The following is a 26,197-nucleotide window of genomic DNA, read 5'->3' as shown; positions in this document are numbered from 1 at the left end:
GGATTCAACGCCGCCTTCGCGAGCAAGCCCGCTCCCACATTTTGACCGCATTTCCATGTTGAAACTCGGTCAAGTGTGGGAGCGGGCTTGCTCGCGAAGAGGCCATCAGCTACAGCGCAAAATCACTTCTTCTTACGCGGCCCAGTATTAAATACCGGCACCTTGCGCACCGGCTTGATCGAAGGTTCCGCCGGCGCCACTTCCCCGCTGTCCACCCACTTGCCCAGGTTGCGCTTGCCGCCACCACCGGACGTTTTAGGCTTCTTCGGTTTTTTCGGTTTCTTCACCACTTGCCCACTGGCATCGGTGTCCGGCACGCGGTGCTCCGGTTCGAAATCCTGCTCCATGTGGCGAGTCAAGGTCTGACGGGTCAGCATTTCGATGGCCGAAAGCATGTTCACTTCATCGGCACACACCAGGGAAATCGCCTCGCCGGTATTACCCGCACGACCGGTACGGCCGATGCGGTGGATGTAATCCTCGGCAACGATTGGCAGGTCGAAGTTGACCACCAGCGGCAGGTCTTCGATGTCCAGGCCACGGGCCGCCACATCGGTGGCGACCAGGATCTGCACATCGCTGGATTTGAAACGGTCCAGCGCACGTTGGCGCGTGGCCTGCGGTTTGTCGCCATGGATACCGTCGGCATTGATGCCCAAGCCCTGCAACTTGTCCACCAGCGCATCCACGCCGTTACGGGTCTTGGCGAACACCAGCACTTGTTTCCAGCGGCCTTTGCGCATCAAGTGCACAAACAGCTCCGGCTTGCGCTTCTTGTCTACCGGCACGATCCACTGCTTCACGGTGTTGGCGGCGACGTTGCGCGGGCTGACTTCGATGCTCAGCGGGTCGTTGAGCATCTGCCCGGCCAACTGGCGGATATCATCGGAGAAGGTCGCGGAAAACAGCAGCGTTTGGCGCTTTTTCGGCAGCATGCGGTAGATGTTCGCCAACTCTTCGGAGAAGCCCAGGTCGAGCATGCGGTCGGCTTCGTCCAGCACCAGGGTTTGCAGCTGGTTGAGCTTCAGCGCGTTCTGGCGGAACAAGTCGATCAGGCGGCCAGGCGTGGCGACCAGAATGTCGACGCCCTTACGCAGCTTCATCATCTGCGGGTTGATGCTCACGCCGCCGTACACCGCATAAGTGGTCAGCGGCAGGTTTTGCGCATACTCGGCAACGCTGGCGTGAACCTGCTCGGCCAACTCGCGGGTGGGGCACAGGATCAACGCACGCGCCGAGTTGGCGGCGACTTTCGGCCCTTCCATGGTCAGCAGTTGCAGCAACGGCACGGCGAAACCGGCGGTCTTGCCGGTACCGGTCTGGGCCGCAGCCATCAGGTCGCGACCGGCCAGCACCGCCGGAATGGCTTGCGCCTGCACCGGCGTCGGGGTCTGGTAGCCAAGCGTCTCAAGGGCGCGCAGCAAGGGTTCGATCAGGCCAAGGGTGGCGAAAGTCATGTGTTTACCGTAGGAAAATTCAGCGCAAGGAACGCAATGGGCCGCAGTTTACCTTATTTCCGGCTTGGGCTTGCGCCACTGGGGCAGGCTGATCAACAGCACCGCGCTGATGATCACCAACATGGCCAAGGCTTCTTCCAGACCAATGGTCTCGCCCACGAATACGATCCCCAGCAACACCGCCACCGCCGGGTTGACGTAGGCATAACTGGTTGCCGCCGCCGGACGCACGTGCTTGAGCAGGTACATGTAGGCATTGAAGGCGATGATCGAACCAAACACGGCCAGGTAAGCCAGGGCCAACCAGCCCTCCACGGGTGGCATGGCGTGCAGGCGCTCACCGGTCAGCGCACTGCCGATCAACAACGTGACACCCGCCACCAGCATTTCAGCCGCACTGGCCATGGCGCCTTGAGGCAGCGGCAAGCGCCGACTCCACACCGAACCGAACGCCCACGACGCTGCGGCGAATAACAACAAAGCCGCGCCCATCGGGCTCGATTGCAAGGTGCTGCCCATATTGAGCATGGCGATGCCAATCATGCCCAGAATCACACCCGCCCATTCCAGCTTTGTATTGCGCGCGCCCCAAAAATAGCCACACAACAAGGTAAACAGCGGCACCGTCGCCACCGCCAGCGCGGCCACACCGGACGACACACCTGTGTGCTCCGCGACGCTGACCGCGCCATTGCCAAAGGTCAGCAGCAAAATGCCGATCTTGGCCGCCGCTTTCCACTGCACCCAGGTCGGCGCCGGCACCCCGCGCCAGCGCAGAAAACCGTACATCACCGCACCTGCCGCCAAGAAGCGAATCCCGCCCAACATCAGCGGCGGCCAGTACTCCACGCCGATACGGATCACCAGGTAAGTGGAACCCCAGATCACATACAGCGCAAAAAAAGCAGCGATCAACGGTAAGGGAAAGCGACTGGGGCCAGGCATTGGGCGGCTCTATGGCAGAAGAAAGGACGCTTATTCTAAAAAAGCAGCCCGTTAAACATAAGTTACAAAACCTGTTTAAAGCGCCCATACACTTTTCAAAACATGGTTATGAAGGCTATAAACCGTGCTTTCGAAAGCCACGTGCAACTGGAGCCTTATCATGGACAAATACGACCGCATGCTCCTCAGCGCCCTGCTCGAAGACGGCCGCGCGTCCTATGCGCAACTAGCGCGCACGGTAAATCTCTCCGCTCCAGCCGTGGCTGAACGCGTGGCCAAGCTTGAGGCCAGCGGGGTGATCACGGGGTATCAAGCCAAGGTGGACCTGTCCAAAGTGGGCTTGCCAATCCAGTGTGTAATTGAGTTGCGGCTGACCAATCATGGAAGCCAGAAGGTGTACGACGCCTTGGCAGAAATCCCCGAACTGACGGAGTGCCACCGAGTGACCGGTGACCCGTGCGTGATCATGCAGGCGGCGGTGGGGTCGATGCCGGAGTTGGAGAATTTGATCAACCGGGTGGCGAAGTTTGGGTTCAGCAAGACCTCGATTATTTTGTCGAGTGCGATAGAACGGCGGGTGCCGTTGGCGCAGTTGGAGAGCAGCGGAAAAAATGGTGGCTGACCCCACCATCATCACGGGCAAACGTTGCTTCACCGCAAGATCCATCCAGCGGGCGGTGCTGCATTTAGTAGGGATGGCGAAGGGGGGGGTGGATCGGGCGTTGGAGTGTGTACAGCCTCGATGAACACCGCATAACCCCTGTGGGAGCGGGCTTGCTCGCGAATGCGGCGTGTCAGTCACTGTATTCGGCGACTGATACGCCGCTTTCGCGAGCAAGCCCGCTCCCACATTTGGATCTTCGGTGTTTTTTGGAGTGTGGCGGGATCAGAACCCGCGATGTTTCTTCAGATGCTCATTGATCTTCGCCGCTGGCACTTTCTGTAGTGTGCACAGCAAATCATGGGACAGCTCACGCAAACCATGAGTACCGCGCAGTTCCTGAGCCAGGTGGGCGGTCAAGTTGGCAGCCATCTCCGCATCCGCCATCGCCCGGTGAGCCTTGCCGGTGTGAGGCAGTTGGGCAAACGCATTCAAGGTGCCGAGCTTGTGGTTCGGTGCCGTCGGCATAAGGCGACGCGCCAGCAATAGCGAGCAAGCGAATTTTTGCAGGCGGGTGCGGCGGATCAGGCCCAGTTCGAAGTCCCAGAACTTCTGGTCGAACGCAGCGTTGTGCGCCAGCAGCGGCGTGGTGCCGACGAACTCATTGACCTCGTTCATCACCCGTTCCGCCGGCGGCGCAGCCCGCAGCATGGCGTTGCTGATGCCGGTAAGTTGCTCGATGAAACCGGGCACGCGCACGCCGGCATTCATCAGGCTCTGGTAGCGGTCCACGATCTGGCCACGTTCGAGGATGACCACGGCGATTTCGGTGGCGCGGCAGTGGCTGCTCGGGGTGATGCCGGTGGTTTCAAAGTCGATGACCGCTATACGTTCCAAACCTGTTCCAACTCCGTCTAATCAATTTATTTGAGCAACAACGCGCCTTCAATCGGCACGTAGCGGCTGGCGGCACGGATCAACGAGTTCGCCGTCAGCCCCGGCACGCCATAGGCCACAGCTTCCACGCCATGCTTGTGGATAACCCGGTCGAGCAACATGTCGAAGTCACCGTCGCCGGAAGCCAGGACAATTTCGTCGACGTGGTCGGCGGCGTCCATGATGTCGATGGTGATGCCCACATCCCAGTCGCCCTTGGCCGAGCCGTCGCTGCGCTGGATGTAGGGCTTGAGTTTTACCGTAAAGCCCAGGTTGCGCAGGATCTGCTGGAATTGCTGCTGCTTGCTGTCGCCCCGGTCGATGGCATAGGCGTACGCCTCGACGATCTGCCCGCGCGAGCTGATGTCAGCCCACAGGGCGGCGTAATTGAAGTGGCAGCCATAGGCCTGGCGGACGGTGTAGTAGAGGTTTTGCACATCGGCGAACACTGCAATTTTCTTCACCGCACTTCCTCATGACAGCCAGGCGCCAAGGCCCGGAAAGGGTCCCAGTATGCCAGCCGCGTGAAAGTTTCCGGAAAAAATCAGCCCGGGGCGACGAAGCGCCCTGGGCCTGGGTGTGTCAGACGAAGGAATCGTCGTCGCCGAAGGAAGAGGAGTCGTCGGAATAATCGCTGTCGGCGAAGCTGTCCGAGTTGTTGCTGCCCCAGCTGTCATTACCGGCAAAGCGCTGGTCATCGTTGCCCCAGTTGCCGTTGTCACTGGCCGGCGCCGGCTCTTCGCGGATGATTTCTTCCACGACCTGCGGTTGTTGCGAGTTGTGGTTGAACAGGCTGCTGATGCCTTCAGCCAGCATCACGCCACCGGCCACACCGGCGGCGGTTTTCAGCGCACCACCGAGGAAACCGCTGCCAATAGGAGCGGCGGGCGCTTGCTGCGGCTGTTGATAGTTTTGCTGGGGCGCGCCGTAGTTTTGCTGCGGCGCAGGCTGGCCAAACGAAGGCCGCGCCGGCTCACGCCAGCCGCCACCGTTGGAAGCCGGAGCACTGGGAACTGGCTGTGGCTCGCGGGAACCGCCGCCAAAGATGCTCGACAGGAAACCGCCACTGCTTGGCGCCGGTTGGGAAGCCTGGGATTTGGCCTGCTGCAACTCATCCTGCAACTGCTGGATCTGCTGCGCTTGCTGCTTGTTCTGCGCGTCGAGGCTCTTGAGCGCGTGTTCCTGCACCAGAATCGACTGGGTCATGTAGTACCCGGCCGCCGGTTGGCGAGTCATGTGCTCCTTGATCCGCGCTTCGGCCAGGGCGTCGCGGGGGGCTGAGTCCGTTTCGGCTTGCTGCAACCGTGAAAACAGTCCATCGATCAGGGTTTGCTCTTCGCTGTTCATGGCGACCTCGTTAGATTGCCGGTAGAAATCATGGTCCCGCCTGTGATCAGGCTAAGGTACGGACTAGTTATGGGGCTGTTACCAGTTGTTTCAATGGTCTTTACTCAAGGTTTACGTTTGCTTACGCCCAGCCATGATCGGTTAAAGTGTTGCCCTTGCTTTCAGGCCAGCGATGAACTTGATGAATCCGTTAGACGTGCTCCGCGACTCCTTGCGTTTCACCCAACACAACCTGGGCGCCATCGTCCAGTTGTGCCTGCCGTTGGTGATCCTCGAAGCCCTGCTGCAACAGGTGCTCAACCACGCAATCGGCCCGGATGCCTTCCCCGGCTACAGCGTGGTCGTGGGGTTGCTGGTGTACCCGCTGTACACCGGCGCGCTGATCTTGTTTCTTGACGCCCGCACCCGTGGCGAGTCGCCGCGTACCAAGGACGTATGGGCCATGGCGCTGACCCTGTGGCCGCGCTTCGCCCTGCTGACAGCCATCAGTACCTTGCTGATCCTGCTGGGGCTGTCGCTGTATTTCCTGCCCGGCCTGTGGCTGATGGTGGTACTGGCATTCGCCGAATACCTGCTGGTGCTGCGCGGCATGCCAGCACTGGAAGCGATGAAGGAAAGTTTCCGCCTGACCCGTGGGCATTTCTGGCGAATCCTGGTGTGCCTGCTGTGCGTGATGACGCCATTGTGGCTGCTCAAGGGTGCCAGCGTGGCCGCCTACCCAACCCCGGCGCCGCTGCTGGGGCTGTTGATCGACAGCGCTCACAGCTTCCTGCAACTGTTCACCAGTGTGGTGTTGTTCCGTTTATTCATGCTGATCGGTGGCGATGCCGACGCGCGGTGATATGCTCCGTGCCATTCCTAAAACGCTATAAGCCGAGCCGATGACCCGTTTATTGCGCATAACCCTGTTGGGCCTGCTGATCATTGCAGGCCTGCTCGCCACCCTGATCTACAGCCTGACCTGGCGCCCCGAAGCGAAGGAAACCCTGCCGGTGAGCTGCGTCGCCCCCCGTGCGCCGACACTGCTGCCGGGGCAGGCGCTCAAGGTCATGACTTGGAACGTGCAATACTTGGCCGGCAAGAACTACGTGTTCTGGTACGACACCGCCGATGGCAGTGGCCCAGATGAACGCCCCACCGTGGAGGACATGGCCGCCAGCCTCGACGAAGTGGCGCGGGTGATTCGCGACGAACAACCCGACCTCCTGCTGCTGCAGGAGATCGATGAAAACGCCAAGCCGTCCCATTACCAGGACCAACTCGCCCTGCTGCAAGAGCGCCTGGTCGACCTCTACCCCTGCAGTGCCCAAGCCTTCGACTGGAAAGCCGACTTCGTTCCCGACTGGCATATCTTCGGCAGTGTAGGGCGCAAGCTGGCGACGCTGAGCCGCTACCAGATCGAACACGCCGAACGCCTGCAATTGCCGGCGGCCCCGGCCAACTTCATCAGCCGTCAGTTCCAACCCAAGCCCGCCCTGTTGTTGACCTACCTGCCGCTGAGCGACGGCGGCCAACTGGCGGTGCTCAATACTCGCCTGGACGGCGACATGCCCGGACGCAACGCCGTACAGGAGCAGGTCCAGGCCACCGTCAAACTGCTGGATAAATTCGAAGGCCGGGGCACGCCTTGGTTGATCGGCGGGGATTTCAACTTGCTGCCCCTGGGGCAATTCCTACGCCTGGACGCCGGCAAGCGCGGGCAGTATTCACCGGACAGCGAGCTGCACCTGCTGTGGGACAAATACCCAATGATCCCGAGCAACAGCCAATCCAGCGGCATCGACCGTGAAAAGTGGCTGACTCACTTTCCCAATGACCCGAGTGTCGATGGGCCGGACCGCACGCTTGATTACCTGTTCTACAGCCCGCGCATCAAGCGGGTGGAAGCCCGGGTACGCCAGGACGACACGTTGCGTATCTCCAACCATCTGCCGGTGATTGCACGTTTCCTGTTGCCCACCTCACCGTAAGTAACACCTCGAAACCCACATTTGGATCTTCATCGTTACGGCTTTCTCGGTTTGATCCTGGCAGTGGGCTCGGCCACCAACGGGTCATCCGGCCAGTAGTGCTTGGGGTACCGCCCCTTCAGATCCTTCTTCACGTCGGCGTAGGTACTGCGCCAGAAGTTCGCCAGATCCTGCGTCACCTGCACCGGCCGTCGCGCCGGGGACAGCAGGTGCAGCTTCACCACCTGACGGCCGCCGGCTATGCGCGGGGTGTCTGCCAGCCCGAACAGTTCCTGCAAGCGCACCGCCAGAATCGGTGGCTGTTCGCTGTAGTCCAACCTCACCGACGAACCCGACGGCACTTTCACATGCTGCGGCGCCAGCTCGTCAAGGCGCTGGGGCAGCGGCCAGGGCAGCAGGTTGTGCAGGAAGCTTGCGATATCCAGGTTGGCGAAATGGCTCAGCCGCGAGACTTTGCCCAGGTAAGGCATCAGCCAGTGCTCCAGCCCGGCGAGCAAGGCGTTGTCGCTGATATCGGGCCATTCGCTGGTTTTACCGGCATCCAGTTGGCGCAGCAGCATGACGCGGGCCTGCCATTGGCGCAGTTCCGGAGTCCAGGGCAATAACTCCAGCCCCTTGCGGCGTACCAGGTTAACCAGCGCCTGGCTGCGAGCGGATTCGTCGAGGCCAGTAAGGGCCTCGCGGCTGAGCACCAGTTCACCGACTTTGCGCTGGCGTTCAGCGCGCAGTACGCCTTCGCGCTCGTCCCAGTCGAGTTGGTCGACATTACGCACTTGCTCGGCCAGCACCGAATCGAACAGTGCGGGGTCAAAATCCGCCGCCAAATAGATACGCTCTTCGCGCTGGCCCTGGCGGCTGCCGAGGTCGGCGATCACCAACCACGGCTGTTTCATCAGACTGTCGGCTTCGGCGAACAGCGCGGCACGGCCGTTGGCCAAGCGGTATTCAGCGCCGCCGGGGCGACGTTGCTGGGCAACCCGGTCCGGGTAGGCCAGTGCCAACAAGGCGCCGAGCCAGCGCGGGTGGTCAGGGTCGGCGACCGGTTGCGTGGCCTGGCCTCTCAGGTAGCCGCGATACTGGCGTGCCAGCTGCTTGGCCCGCTGCACGCCGCCTTGGGCGCCGCGTGCACGTTCTTCGCCGGAAAGCAGCGCCAGACGGCTGTGCAAATCCGCGCCGCCTCCGCGCAAGATATCGCGCTCCCCCAGCAGCGCCGCGACATCACACGCGGTTGCCGCCAAACCCAGCTCCTGACCGCGTAGCAGCAGATGACCGATACGCGGATGAGCCGGCAACTCAGCCATTTTCTGGCCGTGAGCGGTGAGTTTTTCGTCGTTCAAGGCGCCCAGTCGCATCAACAAGTCCTGGGCCTGGGCATACGCAGCGGTCGGCGGCACATCCAACCACACCAGTTGATTGGGGGTGACGCCCCAGCGAGCCAACTGCAGGGCTAAACCTGCAAGGTCGGCGGCAAGGATTTCCGCGCTGCTGTAGGCCGCCAACCCTTCATGTTGGTCCTCGGACCACAACCGATAACACACCCCAGGCTCCAACCGCCCTGCCCGACCGGCACGCTGGGTGGCGCTGGCGCGGGAGATGCGCTGGGTGTCGAGGCGGGTCATGCCGCTGCCGGGGTCGAAACGCGGCACGCGCGCCAGCCCGGCATCAATCACTACGCGCACGCCGTTGATGGTCAGGCTGGTCTCGGCGATGTTGGTGGCCAGCACTACTTTGCGTTTGCCGAGGGGTGCCGGATCGATGGCGGCGCGTTGAGCGTTGAGGTCCAGCTCGCCATGCAGGGGGCACAGCAGCACATCGCTGCGATCACCGAGGGCGTCGGCCAGTTGCTGGTTGACCCGACGAATTTCCGCCTGGCCGGGTAGGAACACCAGCACGCTGCCGGTTTCGTCATGCAGGGCTTCGAGGATGGTCTGTACCAAACGCGGCTCGATAAACTCCCCCGCCTGGTACGGCCGCCCCCATCGCATCTGCACCGGGAACATGCGGCCTTCACTGCGCAGGATCGGCGCGTTATCCAGTAAGCCCGCCAGGCGCTCGCCTTCGAGGGTCGCGGACATCAGCAAGATTTTCAGCGGCTGCTCATCGCGGAACAAGTCGCGGCCATTCAGGCTAAGGGCCAGCGCCAGGTCGGCGTCGAGGCTGCGCTCGTGGAACTCGTCAAAAATCAGCAGGCCCACGCCGTCCAGCGCCGGGTCGTCTTGCAGGCGACGGGTGAGGATGCCTTCGGTGACCACTTCAATACGGGTGTTGGGGCCGACTTTGCTGTCGAGGCGAATGCGATAGCCCACGGTTTCGCCAACCTTCTCGCCCAGCTCGCTGGCCAGGCGCTCCGCCGCGGCGCGGGCTGCCAGGCGGCGGGGTTCGAGCATCAGGATGGTCTGCCCGGCCAGCCATGGCTCGTTCAACAGCGCCAAGGGCACGCGGGTGGTTTTACCGGCGCCGGGGGGCGCTTCCAGCACGGCTTCATGGCGAGTCGCCAAGGCGTCACGCAGGGCGGGTAAAACATCATCGATCGGCAACGAATTCATACTGGCTCCAAAGCAGAGCGGCGAGTATAACGGCGAACTGCCGGATGCCGGCGGTGGTCGTAGAAACACCACTGGCGTGGGTTGTGAACATAATCCAATGTGGGAGCGGGCTTGCTCGCGAATGCAGTCTGTCAGTTAATGCATAGGTGACTGGTACACCGCATTCGCGAGCAAGCCCGCTCCCACATTGGATAATCGCTGCCTGACAGATCTGGTTCACTAGTCACCCTTAAATTGTGTTCAGGAGAAATCCATGCGTATCGCGTCCCGTATCATCGGCGGTGTCCTCACCGTTACCCTGCTGAGCCAACTGACCGCCTGCGGTTCGATCTTCTTCCCCGACCGCCGTGGCCAGATCGACGGCAAGATCGACCCCACCGTGGCGGTGCTCGATGCCATCGGCCTTCTGTTCTACGTGATCCCAGGCCTGATTGCCTTTGGCGTCGACTTCGCCACCGGCGCCATCTACTTCGAACCGGGCAAGACTGCCCAGGTCGACCCGGCGAAACTCCACGAAGCCATCGGCGCAGATGGCAAGGTCGACAACGCCAAGCTGCAAACCATCATCCAGAAAGAAACCGGCCGCAGCCTGCCGCTGGACGACCCACGCATGATCCAGTTCAAGGGCAGCGTGCAACAGCTGGCTTCCCTGGGCCTGCAACCCGCCGCTTAAGGATTCGATCCGTCTATGACCAGCAGTCCCGAACACGCCAGGCTTTTGCGCCTGGCCACCCGCGCCTCGGTGGGCGTGGCATGTGCGCTGATTATCACCAAGGCCATTGCCTGGTGGCTCAGCGGCTCGGTGAGCATGCTCGCCGGGTTGACCGACTCGCTGCTGGACGGCGTGACGTCGCTGCTCAATTTGCTTGCAGTGCATTACGCGCTACGCCCGGCAGATGACGATCACCGTTACGGGCATGGCAAGGCGGAATCATTGTCGGGCATGGCCCAAGCGCTGTTTATCGGCGGCAGTGCGGTGTTGATCGCGTTCCAGGCCTACCAGCGTCTACAGCACCCGGAACCGGTGGGCGCGCCGTGGTTGAGCATCGGCGTGATCATCTTTTCGTTGGTACTGACCGTGGCGCTGCTGATGCTGCAACACCGGGTAATCCGCGAAACCGGCTCCAACGCCGTGCGGGCGGACTCGCTGCATTACCGCTCGGACCTGATGCTCAACGGCAGCATCCTGGTGGCGCTGGTGCTCGCGGGCATGGGCTTTCATCAAGTGGATGCGTGGTTCGGCCTGGGCATCGCCGCCTACATTTTATGGAGCGCGGTCCAGATCGCCCGGGAAAGCTTTGCGGTGTTGATGGATGAAGAACTGCCGCCGGAAGTCAGCCAGCACATGCTGGAACTGGCTCGTGGCGTTCCGGGGGTGCTGGGTGCCCATGACTTGCGCACGCGCATCTCGGGCAACCACTGGTTCGTGCAGTTGCACCTGGAATTGCCGGGGGAATTGACGCTGTCAGTCGCTCACGGCATCAGCGACCAAGCCGCCGACGCCATTCACCAGGCCTACCCGCGTGCCGAAGTGCTGGTGCACGCCGACCCGCGGGAAGTGGTCACAGGTAACAAGGCCTAGTACTGCACCTGGTAGCCGCGGCTGGTCAGGCAGTTGCCCTGGGCCTGGCGGTAGGTTTGCACCACCGCAGGGTCGGGGGCGTAGGTGACTTGCTGCGGGTCGAAACCACTTTGCTGCACCGCCCAGCGATAACAGTCGTAGCCGTCCTGCTGCACCTGGGCCGGTGACTGGCCGTTGGCGGGGTAGGCAACCACATCATAGCCATTGCCTTGCGGCGCGGGCTGTGGCGCGGGCACCTGCGTTGGCGGTTGCACCACCACGTACTGCTGGGTGCTGCTCTCGTAGGTGTAATACGCACCGGCGGCGAGGAAGAACAGCGCACTGCCCACCCACACTTCCCGTGCGTAGTCCGGCAGGTATTGCACGCGGATGCCGTACGGCGGCGTCACCACCACATAACGCGGGCCCTGCGGACGGTACCAGTAGCCGCCGGAGAAAAAGTAATCCTGGCCACGGTAAGGCACGCGGTAGTTGCGGTCGGGGAAGCGGTCGACGGTATAACCAGGGCGATATTGCGGGCCTGGGCCCCAACCATTGCCGTGCCCATCAGGGCGACCTGCCCAGCGCACGTCGTTCGGATGGCCATTGTTGAAGCCGCCGCCAGGACGTGGCCCCGGCCCATTGCCGGCCTGCCAATGCGGGTTGCCATCGTTACGACGCGGGATGTCCTGGTAGTTGCCCTGGCGCGGCTCCTGGGTTTGCCGAACGGTGTCTGGACGCCCCTGGATCGGCAGGTTGTTCGCCGGTTGCGGTGCGGGCCGAGGTTGCTCCACATTTTGTGGACGGCCCTGCCACTGCCCGCCGCTATGCGGCTGTTGCTCGGCGCGATCGAAATGCTGGTTCTGCGGACGCGGCTGCGCGTTCTCGACACGCGGCGCCTGCTGCTGACGCGGTTGATTGTTTTCCGGACGTGGTTGGTTGTTCTGTGGCCGTGGCTGGTTATTGCCTGGCCGCCCACCCTCTTGCCCTCGTTCATGCTGACCGCCGCCCTCAGGGCGCGGTGGGTTATCACGGTCGTCAGCCATCACTTGCGTGCCAACGGTGACCATCAGCAAACCTACACCTGCCAAACGCCAGATGCGCTTCATGCTATTCCTCACTGCGGATTAGGGCCTAGAGTGTCCGGCCTCATAACATGAGACTGGAAAAGCCTCACCCGGTTCTGAGACAGGTTATCAGTCACGAGAAGTATTTTTACAGGCAAAAGAAAAGGGGTGACCCGTCGGCCACCCCTTGAGAACTTCGTCCTGGCTCAACGCTTTTGGCGTTGGCTCACCTCACGCCGTCTTGTGGACAGTGTGCAGCCTGGAGGCCGGCTCAACCCTGCTGGGGTGGCGGCCGCAGCAGGCCTGATTGGGCGAGCTGCGATGGACTGTTGTCCAGGCGGTGATTCTGTTGATAAAGATACCCGCCTGCGCCCGACAGATGATTGCGAAGATTGCGTCAATAAACAGTGCTTGCGCAATTTTTAACCCTTCATAGATAATTCGCCGCAATAGTTACGACAAAGGCCAACCCAATGAGCAAGCTTGACCGATACGACCTGAGTATTTTGGCGGAATTGCAGCGCGACGCGAGGATCTCCAACCAGGAGTTGGCCGAACGCATCGGCTTGTCGCCTTCGCCGTGCTCGCGCCGGGTCAAGCAGTTGGAGGACGACGGCTACATCGCCCGCCAGGTCGCCCTGCTCGACCGCAAGATGCTCGGCCTGAGCCTTACCGCCTACGTGCTGATCGGCATGGACCGGCATACTCCGGAGCGTTTCGAGAACTTCGAAGCGGCCATCCGCACCCTGCCCCAAGTGTTGGAATGCAGCCTGGTGACCGGGATGGACGCCGACTATCAGTTGAAAGTGGTGGTGCCGGACATGGACCACTACCAGAAACTGCTACTGGGGCATTTGACCCGGATTGAAGGGGTGACCAGCGTGCGGTCGAGTTTTGTGCTGAACCAGGTGCTCAATAGCACTGAGTTGCCACTGACTCACTTGCGTACCTGATCTCAGGAACAATGAAGATCCCCTGTGGGAGCGGGCTTGCTCGCGAATGCAGTCTGTCAGTTAATACATAGGTGACTGATGCACCGCATTCGCGAGCAAGCCCGCTCCCACATTTGGAACTCACTTCGATCCAGGTCAATGTTGCGCCTGCGCCGCTGCCTTATACTTCCCGCCTGCCTTTGTCGGAAATGTCCCCATGAACAACATCGACCCCGCCCTGTTTGAAGAATGGATGATGACCGGCCTGGTCACCATCCTGATCATCTTCATGGGCTTTATCGTGTGGGATCTGGCGAAAAAGTCCAAAGCCGGGCGCTTTGGCTCGTTCATCCTGTTCTTCGTGCTGGGGCTGGGCGTGGCCGCGTTCATCATCAAGAGCGTGGTGATCGGCCTTATCGAGTCCGGCGCCCTATAGGCGCGCTGGCACTTCCTTCCACTGGCCTTGATCCAGGCCGTCGATTGACCAGTCACCAATTCGCACCCGCACCAGGCGCAACGTGGGCAAACCCACCGCCGCCGTCATGCGCCGCACCTGACGGTTGCGCCCTTCGCGAATCACCAGTTCCAACCAATGGGTGGGCACACTTTTGCGAAAACGCACGGGCGGGTTGCGCGGCCATAACGTGGGTTCTTCCAACTGCCGGGCTTCGGCGGGCAAGGTCATGCCGTCGTTCAGTTCAACGCCATCGCGCAGGCGTTGCAGCTGTTCTTCAGTGGGTTCGCCTTCCACCTGCACCCAGTAAGTCTTCGCCAACTTGTGCTTGGGGTCGGCGATGCGCGCCTGTAACTGGCCATCGTTGGTCAACAGCAACAGGCCTTCGCTGTCACGGTCCAGGCGACCCGCCGGGTAGATGCCGGGGATGTCGATAAAGTCCTTGAGGGTGGCGCGCCCGCCTTCGTCGCTGAACTGGGTCAGCACGTCGAAGGGTTTATTGAACAGGATCAGCTTCGGCTCGGCCGGTGGCGCCTTGGCAACGCGGCGCGCAGCTGAATACGGGGGTTTCACACCAGGGCGGCGCGAATCAGGACGAGTGGGACGGGACATGGCAAAGGAACATCTAACGGTCAGGACCGACAATGCTAGTGGCCTGACCGTTAAATAACCATCCCAACCGCTTAGCGGAACGGCGGTTCGTCGAAGCTGCGCAGTTTGCGCGAGTGCAGCGAGTTGAGTTCGGTGCGCAGCAGATCCACCGCTTCGATGCCGATCTTCAAGTGCTGGCTCACCGCGCGCTCATAGAACGCGTTGGCCGAACCCGGCAGTTTGATTTCGCTGTGCAGCGGCTTGTCCGATACACACAACAACGTGCCGTACGGCACCCGCAAGCGATAGCCTTGGGCCGCGATGGTACCGCTTTCCATGTCAACGGCGACGGCGCGAGACAGGTTGATCAGCGGCCGTTCCTGGGCCCAACGCAGCTCCCAGTTACGGTCGTCGTAAGTCAGCACGGTGCCGGTACGCAGGCGTTTTTTCAGCTCTTCGCCTTTTTCGCCGGTGACATTGGCGGCCGCCTGTTGCAAGGCCATCTGCACTTCGGCCAGGGCCGGGATCGGGATGTTCGGCGGTACCACTCGATCGAGAATCCCGTCGCGGCGCATATAGGCGTGAGCCAGCACGTAGTCGCCGATGGTCTGGGATTGGCGCAGGCCGCCGCAGTGGCCAATCATCAGCCAGCAATGCGGACGCAGCACGGCCAGGTGATCGGTGATGTTCTTGGCATTGGACGGGCCGACGCCGATGTTCACCAAGGTCACGCCGTGGCCATCACTGGCTTGCAGGTGGTAGGCCGGCATCTGGTAGCGGTGCCAGACCACGCCAGCGGCAATGGCGGACGCTTCGCCATGGTCCATGCTCTTGTCGATCACCACGTTGCCCGGCAGCACCATGCGCACAAAACGCGGGTCACTGCGCAGTTGTTCCAGGCCATGCAGGATGAACTGGTCAACGTAGCGGTGATAGTTGGTCAGCAGGATCCACGGTTGTACATGGCGCCAGTCACTGCCGGTGTAGTGCACCAGGCGACGCAGGGAAAAGTCCACGCGGGCCGCATCGAACAGCGCCAGGGGCAGCGGATCGGTGTTTTCCCAGTCGTAGAGGCCATCGGCAATGCCATCGGTGGCAGCCGACAAGTCGGTGCTCGGGAACACACGGGCCAGGGTCGCGGCGGTCACACCGGAGCCGGCCAGTTCGTCGCCCTGCTCCACCACGTACGGGTACGGAATATTCTGTTGGCTGACGCCGACTTCCACCGTCACGGTGAAATCGTGCATCAGCGGCACCAACTGCTCCAGCAGGTATTTACGGAACGCTGCAGGATGGGTGACGGTGACGCTGTAGGTCCCCGGCAGTTGGACCTTGGCATAGGCGCGGGTGGTCTGTGGGACTTCGCCGTGGCAGTGGTAGGTCAGGCGCAGCTCCGGGTAGCGAAACAGCGCGCGCTGTTCGGCATCGGGTTCGACGCGGTCCTTGAGGTATTGCTTGAGGGCTTGATTGAGTGCGCCGGTAGCACGCTCATGCAGAGCCGCCAGCCGGTCCACGGCTTCTTCGGCGGATTGAACGACAACAAAAGCTTCGGTCACGGTAAGCATCCTGTGTTCTGACATGCAGGCCTTTATCTTGCCTGTATCCCAGCCCCACTGAAACAGCAGAGTTGGCATGCAATTAATAATGTGGGAGCGGGCTTGCTCGCGAATGCAGTCTGTCAGTTAATACATATTTGACTGGTACACCGCATTCGCGAGCAAGCCCGCTCCCACATTTTGACCGCATGCCGTCAGAGGGATTCGGGCGTAGAGCGGGTGACGATGGTTGCCACATCCACACCACGCGGCAAGGTTCCATACACCCGCCCAGACGACTCACCCAACCGGCTGGCAATAAACCCATCACTCACCGCCGCATTCCCCGCTTCCAGCAACAACTTGGCCTGCAACGCCACCGCGATATCCTCGGTCAATTGCCGCGCACGGTACTGAATATCCTGAGTGTCCATGAACGCCGATTTCAGTTGCTCAATATGCCGCGCCAGTTGCTTGTCGCCATGCACATCGCCAAGCTCTACAAACAACGCTTCCAACACACCCGGCTCTTTCGACAGTGCCCGCAGCACGTCCAGGCATTGCACATTGCCAGAACCTTCCCACGTCGAATTCACCGGTGCCTCACGGTACAGGCGCGGCAGGATGCTGTCCTCGACATACCCCGCACCGCCCATGCATTCGGCCGCTTCGTTGATCATTGCTGGGGCACGTTTGCAGATCCAGTACTTGCCCACCGCCGTCACCAAGCGGGCGAACCTGGCCTCCTGTTCATCGCCCAAGTGGTCCAGGGCGCGGCCCATGCGCATGCTCAGGGCCAATGAGGCTTCGCTTTCCAGGGCCAGGTCCGCCAACACGTTTTGCATCAACGGCTGCTCGCTGAGCACGCGGCCACCGACGGAGCGATGGGCGCAATGATGACTGGCCTGGGTCAACGCCTGGCGCATCAGCGCGCTCGAGCCAACCATGCAATCGAAGCGGGTCATGGCAACCATCTCGATAATGGTCGGCACGCCTCGGCCTTCTTCGCCGATCATCCACGCCAAGGCACCCAGGAACTCCACTTCGCTGGAGGCGTTGGAGCAGTTGCCAAGCTTGTTTTTCAGGCGCTGGATGTAGAACTCGTTGCGTGTGTCATCCGGGCGATGCCGAGGCAGCAGGAAACAGGTGAGTCCTTTGTCGGTCTGGGCCAAGGTCAGGAACGCGTCGCACATCGGCGCCGAACAGAACCACTTGTGCCCCACCAGTTCATAGGCCTGCCCCGGCCCACCCGCACCCACCGGATAAGCGCGGGTGGTATTGGCACGCACGTCGGTGCCGCCCTGTTTTTCGGTCATGGCCATGCCAATGGTGGCGCCCGCCTTGTGAGCGATGCCGACATTGCGCGGGTCATATTGGATGCCAAGGATTTTCGGCAGCCAGATATCCGCCAAGTCCGGCTGCAAGCGCAGGGCTGGCACGCAGGCGAAGGTCATGGTCAACGGGCAACCAGTGCCCGCTTCGGCCTGGCTGTGCAGGTAGGTCATCGCGGCTCGAGCCACATGCGCGCCGGACTGTGGGTGAGCCCATGGCAGCGACGGCAGGCCATGTTCGACGGCGGTTCGCATCAACTCGTGATAGGCCGGGTGGAACTCCACCAAGTCGATTCGATGGCCGTAACGGTCGTGGCTGCTGAACACCGGCTTGTTCTGGTTCGCCAGGAACCCGGCCTCCATCAACGGCCCGCCAGCCAGTGCACCGTAGGCATCGATGCGCCCTTCTGCCCAACCGGCGCCAAAGCGACGCGACCATTCTTGCAGGGGCAAGTCGATGCGATACAGGTTGGTGCCGTCCAGGGATGGGGGCTGGTTGGTGACGTCGTGGGTTTCGGCGAACTGATGCAGGTTCATGACGGGCCTCCTGGAAAAAGGCCACATTGAGTTGAGGCCCGAATCTCAGTTAAGCACCGCCACCCGGCTTAAAAAAGTGACATACCCGCCTAATGTCCGGCGCTTTCGCCCTCAAGTGGACACAGCAACCGACGCTCCAATACCGCTTGGAGCGCTTCGAAACGCACCGGCTTGGCCAGGCGGTCAGTCACGCCAATGCCATGGCATTGTTCACGCTCCGACACACTCAGCGACGTGCTCAAGGCAATCACCGGCAATTCACCGCAGCCCGGCAACGCACGGATCTGGCAGCACAATGAGAACCCGCCCTCGGGGATATCCAACAACACAGCGTCGAATGTCTCGCCTTGCAAGGTCGCCAGTGCGCTTGGGCCGCTGTCTGCGGTTTTCACGCGGTAACCCAGTTTCAGCAGCATGCCGCGCACGACCAACTGGCCGACGCTATTGCCATCCACGAGCAGCACCGCGCAGTCCTGTGGCGCGCGGTGTTGATCGAGCACCTGCCTTGGCTCCGGCGGCACTGCGGCGACTTCCATTTCCAACTGGAAGCGACTGCCCTTGCGCGGTTCGGAGTGATGGGTGAGACGCCCGCCCAGCAGCTCGATCAATTGTCGGCAGATGGCCAGGCCGATGCCCAGGCCGCCATATTCACGGGTAGTGGAGCCATCGAGCTGGAAGAAGCGCTGGTAAAGGGTTGCCTCATCCAGGAAGGCAAAGCCGATGCCGGTGTCGGTGACAATAAAGCTCAGCCGAAGGCCGCCGTCACTGTGAGGCACGCCAACGACGCGCAGCCGTACGGAACCTGTGTGAGTGAACTTGAACGCGTTGTCCAACAGGCAATCCAGGCACTGCAGTAACTTGTCCGAGTCGCCGACCACACGGTCCGGCAGCTCAACCGCCACGTCGATGGAAAACGCCAGGCCCTTGCTTTGAGCACTGGGGGCGAACTGCTGGCGCAGCGTGTCGAGCACACCCCGCAGGCTGAACATCTGGGGGTGGGCGCTCAAACGCCCGGCTTGCAACTCGGTAAGCGTGAGGATGCCGTTGACCATGCGCATCATGTCCCGCGCCGAACCGGCGGCGGTTTGCTGGTACTGCGCCAGGTCGGCGTCCAGGGGCACGGTCTGCATCAACTCCAGGGAGCCGATCACACCGTTCATGGGCGTGCGCAGTTCGTGGGTCAGGGTGGCGAGGAATTCGTCTTTGAGCCGGTTGCTGCGGGCCAACTGCTGGTTGAGCACTTCAAGTTTCTGGCTGGCATCGAAGAGAATCTGCGCCTGCTGCTCTCGCATGCTGTTGATGCGATCTGCCAAGGCCAGCGACAGCAGCGCGACTTCAATGGCCGAGCCGATCTGGCTGGCGTACATGGTCAGGAACACGTTCGGCAGGTAGCCCAGCACCATCAGCGTATTGATGACCCCACCCAGCAAGAACGCCGACCAGGCGATGATGAAATAACGGGCCATGCGCTGGCCGCAATACCACGCCTTGATCGCGGCAACAAAGATGGTCACGGTAAACACCAGCGCCAGCCCAGTCGCCAGGCGCAGGGCCACGGCGTAGCTGGTCAGCAGAGCCAATGCCATCACTGCCGCGCCGCAGGCCGCCAGCCCCAACAGAATGCGATCAAGCCAACGGCTGTGCTGCGCCGTGTGCAGGAAGCTGCGAGCGAACAGGCTGCCAAACAACGCCGCCGAGCCAATCAGGAACGGCACCGCCGCATTGGTCCACCAGGGGTTGTTGGGCCAGAAGTACTCCACGGCCACGCCATTGACCGAGAGTTGGTAAAGGCCAAACGAGGCGATATAGAAGATGTAATAGAGGTAGCTGGTGTCGCGCACACTCAGGTAGATGAACAGGTTGTAGATCAACATGCCCAGCAATACACCGTAGATCGCACCGAGTACGTAAAGTCGCAGTGGCTGCTGCTCCAGATACGCGGTGCCGGCCCAGAGGGTCAATGGCGCTTGGATCGATCCTTGACTTTGCAGGCGCAGGTAGAGGGTTTCCTGCTGATCGGGCACGAAGTTGAGCTTGAACAGGTAATTGCTCTGGCGCACTTCACGGCTGGAAAACGGCAGCGCGCTGCCAGTGCGGGTGGTCAGTCGATAACCACCGGCGCCATCGCCTTGGTATAGGTCCAGGTGGTTCAGCGGCGGGTAGGCCAGTTCCAGGAACCAGGTGCGCGGGGCGCGAGGGTCTTTGGCCAGGTAGTGCAGGTCGACTTTGAGCCAGAACACCGAGCGTGAATAACCGGCATTGAGCGTGGCTTTGTCATGGGTCTTGAATTGCGCAGCGTAGGCGGGGGAACTGACTTCGGCGATGGTGAGGGCGGCACTCGGGTCTTCGAGCACTTGCATGACTCGGCCCAGCGGCAGGCTTCGCGTGTCCTGGTCGAACTCGACGGCGCTGGCGAGCATCGGAAGCCCACACAACAATAAAATCAGCAAATAGCGCATAGAGCCCCAGCGTGACCTGTCCGGTTCTGTCAAAAAGCCCCCCATTCCTTTTGAGAAGACGTATACCGGCGATACAGTTAGTAGTTTGGATCCACTCTAGCATAGCCATTAAAGGCTATTGGACACCATTGAAATAATTTTTCTAAAGGCTCTAGAACGCGGCTTTCAGCGCATTTCAAGCATCGTAAAAGCGCCAAAAAATCGTCGCCGCACAAGCAAAATTCAGCCATCGTCGGACGGCCACGCCAAAAGCGTTTGGTGGTAAGCTCGCGCACCATGAATATCTACAGCTCTCGCCCCGTTGTCCTCTGTCTCTCCGGCCACGACCCCAGTGGTGGCGCCGGCTTGCAGGCAGATATCGAAGCCCTGCTCGCCCAGGGTTGCCATGCGGCTCCGGCCGTCACCGCCTTGACCGTGCAAAACACCGTCAACGTCAGCGATTTCCGCGTGCTCGACCGCGAGTGGGTACTGGCCCAGGCCAATGCCGTGCTCGGCGATTCCGAAGTGGCGGCGGTCAAGCTGGGCATGCTCGGCTCCACCGCAATGGTCGACACCGTGGTCGAACTGCTGCAAGTGCATCCGCACCTGCCGGTGGTCTGTGACCCGGTATTGCGCGCCGGCGGCGGCGGCAGCCTGGGCAAGGATGAAGTCGGTTATGCGATGCGCGAGCGGCTGTTGCCGCTGTCGCTGATCGCCACGCCGAACCTGCCCGAAGCGCGCATCCTCGCCGAACTGCCCGAGGGCACGGCGGACGAATGCGCTGCGAAGTTACTGCCGTATATCAAGCATCTGCTGATCACCGGCGGCCATGGCGATGAGCATGAAGTGCACAACCGTTTATACAGCCGCGACGGCACCCAGCAGACGTTCACCTGCCAGCGCCTGCCTGGCAGCTACCACGGTTCCGGCTGTACGTTGGCCAGTGCGCTGGCCGGTCGGATCGCTCAGGGCGAAGGCCTGGTCAGCGCCGTGCAATCGGCGCTCAACTACACTTGGCGCACCCTGCGTGACGCCGAACAACTCGGCCAAGGCCAGTTTGTACCGCGCCGGTTGCCGCTGGATTTTTGTTCGTAAGACTCTAAAGAGGCCTGCTCGATGAAACTACGTGGCCTTTACGCCATTACCGACAGCCAACTGTTGGCCGGCAAATTCCTCGCCTACGTCGAAGCGGCGTTGGACGGTGGCGTGACGCTGCTGCAGTACCGCGACAAAAGCAGCGACGAAGCCCGACGCCTGCGTGAAGCGGAAAAGCTGCGGGAGTTGTGCTCACGCTACAAGACTCAGTTGATCATCAACGACGACGCCGAATTGGCCGCGCGCCTCGGTGTCGGCGTGCACCTGGGCCAGACCGACGGTCCGCTGACCCCGGCGCGTGCGCTGCTGGGCTCCAAGGCGATCATCGGCGCCACCTGCCACAGCCAGATCGAATTGGCCGAGCAGGCGGCGAAGGAAGGCGCCAGCTACGTCGCCTTCGGACGCTTCTTCAATTCCAGCACCAAGCCTGGCGCTCCAGCGGCCACCGTCGAAATGCTGGCCCAGGCCCGCGCGCGCCTGCAGTTGCCGATCTGCGTAATCGGCGGCATCACCCTGGAGAACGCCGAACCGCTGGTGGCCCACGGTGCCGACCTGCTGGCAGTGGTCCACGGCCTGTTCGGTGCCGAAAGCACCCAGGAAGTCACGCGCCGCGCCCGCGCCTTCAACGCCCTTCTTAATTCCTGATTTCAGAGAGCCTGCCATGTCCCGTTCCGAAACGCTGTTTGCCAATGCCCAGAAGCACATCCCCGGCGGTGTGAACTCCCCCGTGCGTGCGTTCAAGAGCGTGGGCGGCACGCCGTTGTTCTTCAAACATGCCGAAGGCGCCTACGTCACCGACGAAGATGACAAGCGCTACGTTGACTACGTGGGTTCCTGGGGCCCGATGATCCTCGGCCACAGCCACCCGGACGTACTGGACGCGGTGCGCAAGCAGCTGGAACACGGCCTGTCCTACGGCGCCCCGACCGCCATGGAAACCGAGATGGCCGACCTGGTGTGTGCCATCGTGCCATCGATGGAAATGGTGCGCATGGTCAGCTCCGGCACCGAAGCCACCATGAGCGCGATCCGCCTGGCCCGTGGTTTCACTGGCCGCGACAGCATCATCAAGTTCGAAGGCTGCTACCACGGCCACTCCGACAGCCTGCTGGTGAAAGCCGGTTCCGGCCTGCTGACCCAGGGCGTGCCGAGCTCGGCCGGTGTGCCTGCAGCCTTTGCCAAACACACCCTGACCCTGCCATTCAACGACATCGCCGCCGTCGAGCAGATGCTCAATGAAGTGGGCCAGGACGTAGCGTGCATCATCGTTGAGCCGGTGGCCGGCAACATGAACTGCGTGCCGCCGGCGCCGGGTTTCCTTGAAGGCCTGCGCGAGCAGTGCGACAAGCACGGCGTGGTGCTGATTTTCGACGAAGTGATGACCGGTTTCCGTGTGGCCCTCGGCGGCGCCCAGGCTTACTACGGCGTAACGCCGGACCTGAGCACCTTCGGCAAGATCATCGGCGGCGGCATGCCAGTGGGCTGCTTCGGCGGCAAACGCGCGATCATGCAGCACATCGCGCCACTGGGCCCGGTGTACCAGGCGGGCACCTTGTCCGGCAACCCATTGGCCATGGCCGCCGGCCTGACGACCCTGCGCCTGATCAGCCGTCCGGGCTTCCACGCCGAGCTGACCGACTACACCACGCGCCTGCTGGACGGCCTGCAACAGCGTGCAGACGCCGCCGGCATCCCGTTTGTGACCACCCAGGCGGGTGGCATGTTCGGCCTGTACTTCAGCGGTGCCGACGATATCGTCACCTTTGACGACGTGATGGGCAGCGATGCCGATCTGTTCAAACGCTTCTTCCACCTGATGCTGGAAGGTGGCGTGTACCTGGCGCCGAGCGCGTTCGAAGCCGGCTTCACCTCGATCGCCCATGGCGAAGCCGAATTGAAACTGACCCTCGACGCTGCCGAGCGCGCGTTCGCTGCCTTGAAATAAATGGCCGAAAAAATCAGACACCGCCCTAGCGGTGTCTGATTTGCTACTTTGCTGACAGATATTTCCGAGTTTTTTCGAGAATTCACCTGCAATCCGGCAGATAACTTGCCCAACCAGCAGAAAAACGAGTAAAGACTTTGTAAGCAGAGGCCTGCTTATTTCATAATGCGCGCTTATTGGATCCCCTGAGGATCCGCGTGCCCCGTCAGAGGTAAGTCGATTCCCATGAAACGCACCGGCCGCACCCTGGTTCTGGGCTGCCTGTTGCTCCTTCAGCCGCTGCTGGCACATGCACAAGCAGGCGGCAACTCGTTGTTAATCCCAGCGATGGGTCGTTGCACCCTCAATACCCAGCCAGACGGCCAGGCCGAAGCGCTGAGCGCGTGCCAGAAACAGGCCGATGCCGGGGATGCGCAGGCGCAATACGAGTTGGGCGCGTACTACCACGACAGCAAGAACCCCGCCCGCGACCTCAACAAAGCCTTGAGCTACTTCGAGAAAGCCTCGCTGCAGGGCCATGCCGAGGCGCAATTCCAGCTGGGCACTATGTTCTTCCACGGCGAAGGCGTGCCGGCCAATAACGTCCAGGCCTATATCGTGCTGAAAATGGCGGCGGTCAACGGTGCAGAGGATGCACTGGATACAGCCGACGAAGTGGCCGAGCATATGCAGCGCGATGAACTGGAAGTGGCAACGCAGGTGCTGGGGCAGATTTTCCGTAACTATTTGCAGGAATTGCAGAGTGCGGATGGGCGTTCGCCGTTTTCACCCCTGCCTTAAATCTTCCGGGCTTTTAAAGGCCCTTTCGCGAGCAAGCCCGCTCCCACATTTAACTGCATTCCAAACTTGGAACTCGGTCCAATATGGGAGCGGGCTTGCTCGCGAAGGGTACAACGCGGTCTAAAGTCTTATTTCTCTGGCATCGGCATCGGAAACGGCATCACATTGCCCATCCCCCGCGCCTCACTGATCTTCGGCGTGCCCAAACGCTCGACTTCATCGATGCGCACAATCGAATGCATCGGCACAAAGCTGCGCACCACGCCTTCGAATTGAGCCTTGAGTTTTTCTTCGCCCGGGTCGACGACCAACTGGGTGCGCTCGCCAAAGACGAACTCTTCCACTTCCAGGAACCCCCACAGATCGCTCTGATAGATCTGCTTGGCGTACATTTCGAACACCTGGCCCTGGTTGAGGAAAATCACCTTGTAGATTGGAGCTTCACGTTTGGTCATGGTGGGCGAATAACACATCGGGGATATAAAAGAGGGCGCGAACTATAGCATGGCACCCGATGCACAACGCTAGGAACCAATGGGCATGCCCCCTATAATGCGCGGTTCTTTACCACCAGTTGACGATTCCCATGGCCAAGAAGCTTTACATCGAAACCCACGGTTGCCAGATGAACGAGTACGACAGCTCGCGCATGGTCGATCTGCTGGGCGAACACCAGGCCCTGGAAGTCACTGCCCGCGCCGAAGATGCCGACGTGATCCTGCTCAATACCTGCTCGATCCGCGAGCGGGCCCAGGACCGTGTGTACTCCCAGCTGGGCCGCTGGCGTGAACTGAAATTGGCTAATCCGGACATGGTGATCGCCGTCGGCGGTTGCGTGGCCAGCCAGGAAGGCGCCGCGATTCGCGACCGCGCGCCCTATGTCGATGTGGTCTTCGGCCCGCAAACCCTGCACCGCCTGCCAGAAATGATCGACGCTGCGCGTATCAGCAAGCTGCCGCAAGTCGACGTGTCGTTCCCCGAAATCGAAAAATTCGACCATTTGCCCGAGCCGCGCATCGACGGGCCAAGCGCTTATGTGTCGGTGATGGAAGGGTGCAGCAAGTACTGCACGTTCTGCGTGGTGCCCTACACCCGTGGTGAAGAAGTCAGCCGTCCATTTGACGATGTGCTGTCGGAAATCATCCACCTGGCCGAAAACGGAGTACGTGAAGTGACCCTGCTGGGCCAGAACGTCAACGGCTACCGTGGGCTGACCCACGACGGACGCCTGGCCGACCTGGCAGAGCTGATCCGTGTGGTTGCCGCCGTCGATGGCATCGAGCGCATTCGCTACACCACGTCGCACCCGCTGGAGTTTTCCGACAGCCTGATCCAGGCCCACGCTGAAGTGCCGGAACTGGTCAAACACCTGCACTTGCCGGTGCAATCGGGCTCGGACCGTATCCTCTCGGCGATGAAGCGCAACCACACCGCCCTGGAGTACAAATCCAAACTGCGCAAACTGCGCGCGGCGGTGCCGGGCATCTGCATCAGCTCGGACTTTATCGTCGGTTTCCCCGGCGAGACCGAGAAAGACTTCCAGCAGACCATGAAGCTGATTGAAGACGTCGGTTTCGACTTCTCCTACTCGTTCGTCTACAGCCAACGCCCCGGCACTCCGGCGGCCGACCTGGCGGACGAGACCCCGGAAGCGCTGAAAAAAGAACGCCTGAACGCGTTGCAGCATCGGTTGAACCAGCAAGGCTTCGAGATCAGCCGACAAATGGTCGGCTCGACCCAGCGCATCCTGGTCACCGACTATTCGAAAAAAGACCCGGGCGAATTGCAGGGTCGCACCGAGAACAACCGAATCGTCAACTTTCGCTGCGATAATCCGACCCTGATCGGTCAGTTTGCCGATGTGCACATCGATGCGGCGCAACCGCACTCGTTGAGGGGCTCGCTGATCCAATAACCCATCAATATGTCTGACTGATGGAGATAAAATGTGGGAGCGGGCTTGCTCGCGAAGGCGGCAGATCAGTTGATACAGGTATTGACTGACCCACCGCCTTCGCGAGCAAGCCCGCTCCCACATTGGAACTGCGCAACATTCCAATGACGTAAGTGCTTTCGTACCCGCGCCACTGGCGTTATTCTCTCTTTCACCTCAACAGCCAAAGGGCGGC

General features: G+C 61.3%; 24 protein-coding genes. 12 read left to right on the top strand and 12 right to left on the bottom strand.

The features are described from left to right. Positions 1–122: 122 nt before the first annotated feature. Positions 123–1,457 carry a DEAD/DEAH box helicase gene (locus HF257_RS22370; RefSeq protein ID WP_185708580.1) on the bottom strand — a complete coding sequence of 445 codons (1,335 nt, stop codon included), beginning with the start codon at positions 1,455–1,457 and terminating at the stop codon, positions 123–125. 48 nt (positions 1,458–1,505) lie between these two features. After that, a complete protein-coding gene (gene yedA, locus HF257_RS22365) occupies positions 1,506–2,402 on the bottom strand; it encodes a drug/metabolite exporter YedA (RefSeq protein ID WP_185708581.1) in 897 nt (298 codons plus the stop codon). Between the two features lie 160 nt (positions 2,403–2,562). On the opposite strand from yedA, the gene HF257_RS22360 reads away from it, so the two are divergent. Further along, complete coding sequence (locus tag HF257_RS22360; RefSeq protein WP_185708582.1) at positions 2,563–3,024, top strand: Lrp/AsnC family transcriptional regulator; 462 nt, start codon at positions 2,563–2,565, stop codon at positions 3,022–3,024. A 264-nt stretch (positions 3,025–3,288) separates the two neighbouring features. Here HF257_RS22360 and HF257_RS22355 read toward each other — a convergent pair whose 3' ends face one another. From HF257_RS22355 to HF257_RS22345, 3 genes are all read right to left on the bottom strand, one after another. Continuing rightward, entirely contained in the window at positions 3,289–3,900 is a 612-nt protein-coding gene (locus tag HF257_RS22355) for a 3'-5' exonuclease (RefSeq protein WP_185708583.1), read from the bottom strand. A gap of 26 nt (positions 3,901–3,926) precedes the next feature. After that, entirely contained in the window at positions 3,927–4,403 is a 477-nt protein-coding gene (locus HF257_RS22350) for a LabA-like NYN domain-containing protein (protein ID WP_033896500.1), read from the bottom strand. A 118-nt stretch (positions 4,404–4,521) separates the two neighbouring features. After that, positions 4,522–5,286, bottom strand: a complete 765-nt coding sequence (locus HF257_RS22345) for a DUF2076 domain-containing protein (protein WP_185708584.1) — start codon at positions 5,284–5,286, stop codon at positions 4,522–4,524. Positions 5,287–5,467: 181 nt separating this feature from the next. Here HF257_RS22345 and HF257_RS22340 point away from each other — a divergent pair, with 181 nt between their 5' ends. Next, entirely contained in the window at positions 5,468–6,127 is a 660-nt protein-coding gene (locus HF257_RS22340) for a YciC family protein (RefSeq protein WP_185708585.1), read from the top strand. Between the two features lie 40 nt (positions 6,128–6,167). Next, positions 6,168–7,256 carry an endonuclease/exonuclease/phosphatase family protein gene (locus tag HF257_RS22335; RefSeq protein ID WP_185708586.1) on the top strand — a complete coding sequence of 363 codons (1,089 nt, stop codon included), beginning with the start codon at positions 6,168–6,170 and terminating at the stop codon, positions 7,254–7,256. A gap of 35 nt (positions 7,257–7,291) precedes the next feature. Here HF257_RS22335 and hrpB read toward each other — a convergent pair whose 3' ends face one another. Next, positions 7,292–9,802 carry an ATP-dependent helicase HrpB gene (gene hrpB / locus HF257_RS22330; RefSeq protein ID WP_185708587.1) on the bottom strand — a complete coding sequence of 837 codons (2,511 nt, stop codon included), beginning with the start codon at positions 9,800–9,802 and terminating at the stop codon, positions 7,292–7,294. Positions 9,803–10,055: 253 nt separating this feature from the next. Here hrpB and HF257_RS22325 point away from each other — a divergent pair, with 253 nt between their 5' ends. Both HF257_RS22325 and HF257_RS22320 read left to right on the top strand, forming a co-directional pair. After that, positions 10,056–10,475, top strand: coding sequence for a polyribonucleotide nucleotidyltransferase (locus tag HF257_RS22325; protein ID WP_185708588.1), 420 nt, complete (start codon positions 10,056–10,058; stop codon positions 10,473–10,475). 15 nt (positions 10,476–10,490) lie between these two features. After that, the gene (locus HF257_RS22320) at positions 10,491–11,384 is read left to right on the top strand and encodes a cation diffusion facilitator family transporter (RefSeq protein ID WP_185708589.1); all 894 of its coding nucleotides are present in this window, start codon (positions 10,491–10,493) and stop codon (positions 11,382–11,384) included. Here HF257_RS22320 and HF257_RS22315 read toward each other — a convergent pair. Further along, on the bottom strand, positions 11,381–12,472 hold the full coding sequence (locus HF257_RS22315; protein WP_185708590.1) for a DUF6515 family protein: 1,092 nt from the start codon (positions 12,470–12,472) through the stop codon (positions 11,381–11,383). The genes HF257_RS22320 and HF257_RS22315 overlap by 4 nt on opposite strands. Before the next feature lie 431 nt (positions 12,473–12,903). Here HF257_RS22315 and HF257_RS22310 point away from each other — a divergent pair, with 431 nt between their 5' ends. Further along, the gene (locus HF257_RS22310) at positions 12,904–13,383 is read left to right on the top strand and encodes an Lrp/AsnC family transcriptional regulator (RefSeq protein ID WP_003194418.1); all 480 of its coding nucleotides are present in this window, start codon (positions 12,904–12,906) and stop codon (positions 13,381–13,383) included. Between the two features lie 205 nt (positions 13,384–13,588). Then, positions 13,589–13,798: a DUF2788 domain-containing protein gene (locus HF257_RS22305; protein ID WP_025999909.1), complete on the top strand. Its 210-nt coding sequence runs from the start codon at positions 13,589–13,591 to the stop codon at positions 13,796–13,798. Here HF257_RS22305 and HF257_RS22300 read toward each other — a convergent pair. The 4 genes from HF257_RS22300 to HF257_RS22285 form a co-directional block, all read right to left on the bottom strand. After that, entirely contained in the window at positions 13,793–14,428 is a 636-nt protein-coding gene (locus HF257_RS22300) for a pseudouridine synthase (RefSeq protein ID WP_105698800.1), read from the bottom strand. The two genes, HF257_RS22305 and HF257_RS22300, sit on opposite strands and share 6 nt — an antisense overlap. Before the next feature lie 71 nt (positions 14,429–14,499). Then, positions 14,500–15,972, bottom strand: a complete 1,473-nt coding sequence (gene amn, locus HF257_RS22295) for an AMP nucleosidase (RefSeq protein ID WP_185708687.1) — start codon at positions 15,970–15,972, stop codon at positions 14,500–14,502. Positions 15,973–16,157: 185 nt separating this feature from the next. Beyond that, positions 16,158–17,810: an acyl-CoA dehydrogenase family protein gene (locus HF257_RS22290; RefSeq protein WP_185708591.1), complete on the bottom strand. Its 1,653-nt coding sequence runs from the start codon at positions 17,808–17,810 to the stop codon at positions 16,158–16,160. Positions 17,811–17,899: 89 nt separating this feature from the next. Next, on the bottom strand, positions 17,900–20,269 hold the full coding sequence (locus HF257_RS22285; RefSeq protein WP_185708592.1) for a hybrid sensor histidine kinase/response regulator: 2,370 nt from the start codon (positions 20,267–20,269) through the stop codon (positions 17,900–17,902). Positions 20,270–20,545: 276 nt separating this feature from the next. Between HF257_RS22285 and HF257_RS22280 the strand changes: the two genes are divergently transcribed. From HF257_RS22280 to HF257_RS22265, 4 genes are all read left to right on the top strand, one after another. After that, positions 20,546–21,343 (top strand): hydroxymethylpyrimidine/phosphomethylpyrimidine kinase, encoded by a 798-nt coding sequence (locus tag HF257_RS22280; protein WP_185708593.1) that lies wholly within the window; start codon positions 20,546–20,548, stop codon positions 21,341–21,343. 21 nt (positions 21,344–21,364) lie between these two features. Next, the gene (thiE, locus tag HF257_RS22275; RefSeq protein WP_185708594.1) at positions 21,365–21,988 is read left to right on the top strand and encodes a thiamine phosphate synthase; all 624 of its coding nucleotides are present in this window, start codon (positions 21,365–21,367) and stop codon (positions 21,986–21,988) included. A gap of 16 nt (positions 21,989–22,004) precedes the next feature. Beyond that, entirely contained in the window at positions 22,005–23,288 is a 1,284-nt protein-coding gene (hemL, locus tag HF257_RS22270) for a glutamate-1-semialdehyde 2,1-aminomutase (protein WP_105698794.1), read from the top strand. Positions 23,289–23,513: 225 nt separating this feature from the next. Next, entirely contained in the window at positions 23,514–24,068 is a 555-nt protein-coding gene (locus HF257_RS22265; protein ID WP_185708595.1) for a tetratricopeptide repeat protein, read from the top strand. A 128-nt stretch (positions 24,069–24,196) separates the two neighbouring features. Here the strand turns inward: HF257_RS22265 and HF257_RS22260 are convergent, their stop codons facing one another. Further along, the gene (locus tag HF257_RS22260; protein WP_017735645.1) at positions 24,197–24,523 is read right to left on the bottom strand and encodes a DUF1820 family protein; all 327 of its coding nucleotides are present in this window, start codon (positions 24,521–24,523) and stop codon (positions 24,197–24,199) included. Positions 24,524–24,654: 131 nt separating this feature from the next. Here HF257_RS22260 and miaB point away from each other — a divergent pair, with 131 nt between their 5' ends. After that, entirely contained in the window at positions 24,655–25,983 is a 1,329-nt protein-coding gene (miaB, locus tag HF257_RS22255; RefSeq protein ID WP_185708596.1) for a tRNA (N6-isopentenyl adenosine(37)-C2)-methylthiotransferase MiaB, read from the top strand. The last annotated feature ends 214 nt before the right edge of the window (positions 25,984–26,197 follow it).

It is taken from the genome of Pseudomonas cremoris (assembly GCF_014230465.1).
This window is presented reverse-complemented; position numbering and strand designations above follow the sequence as displayed.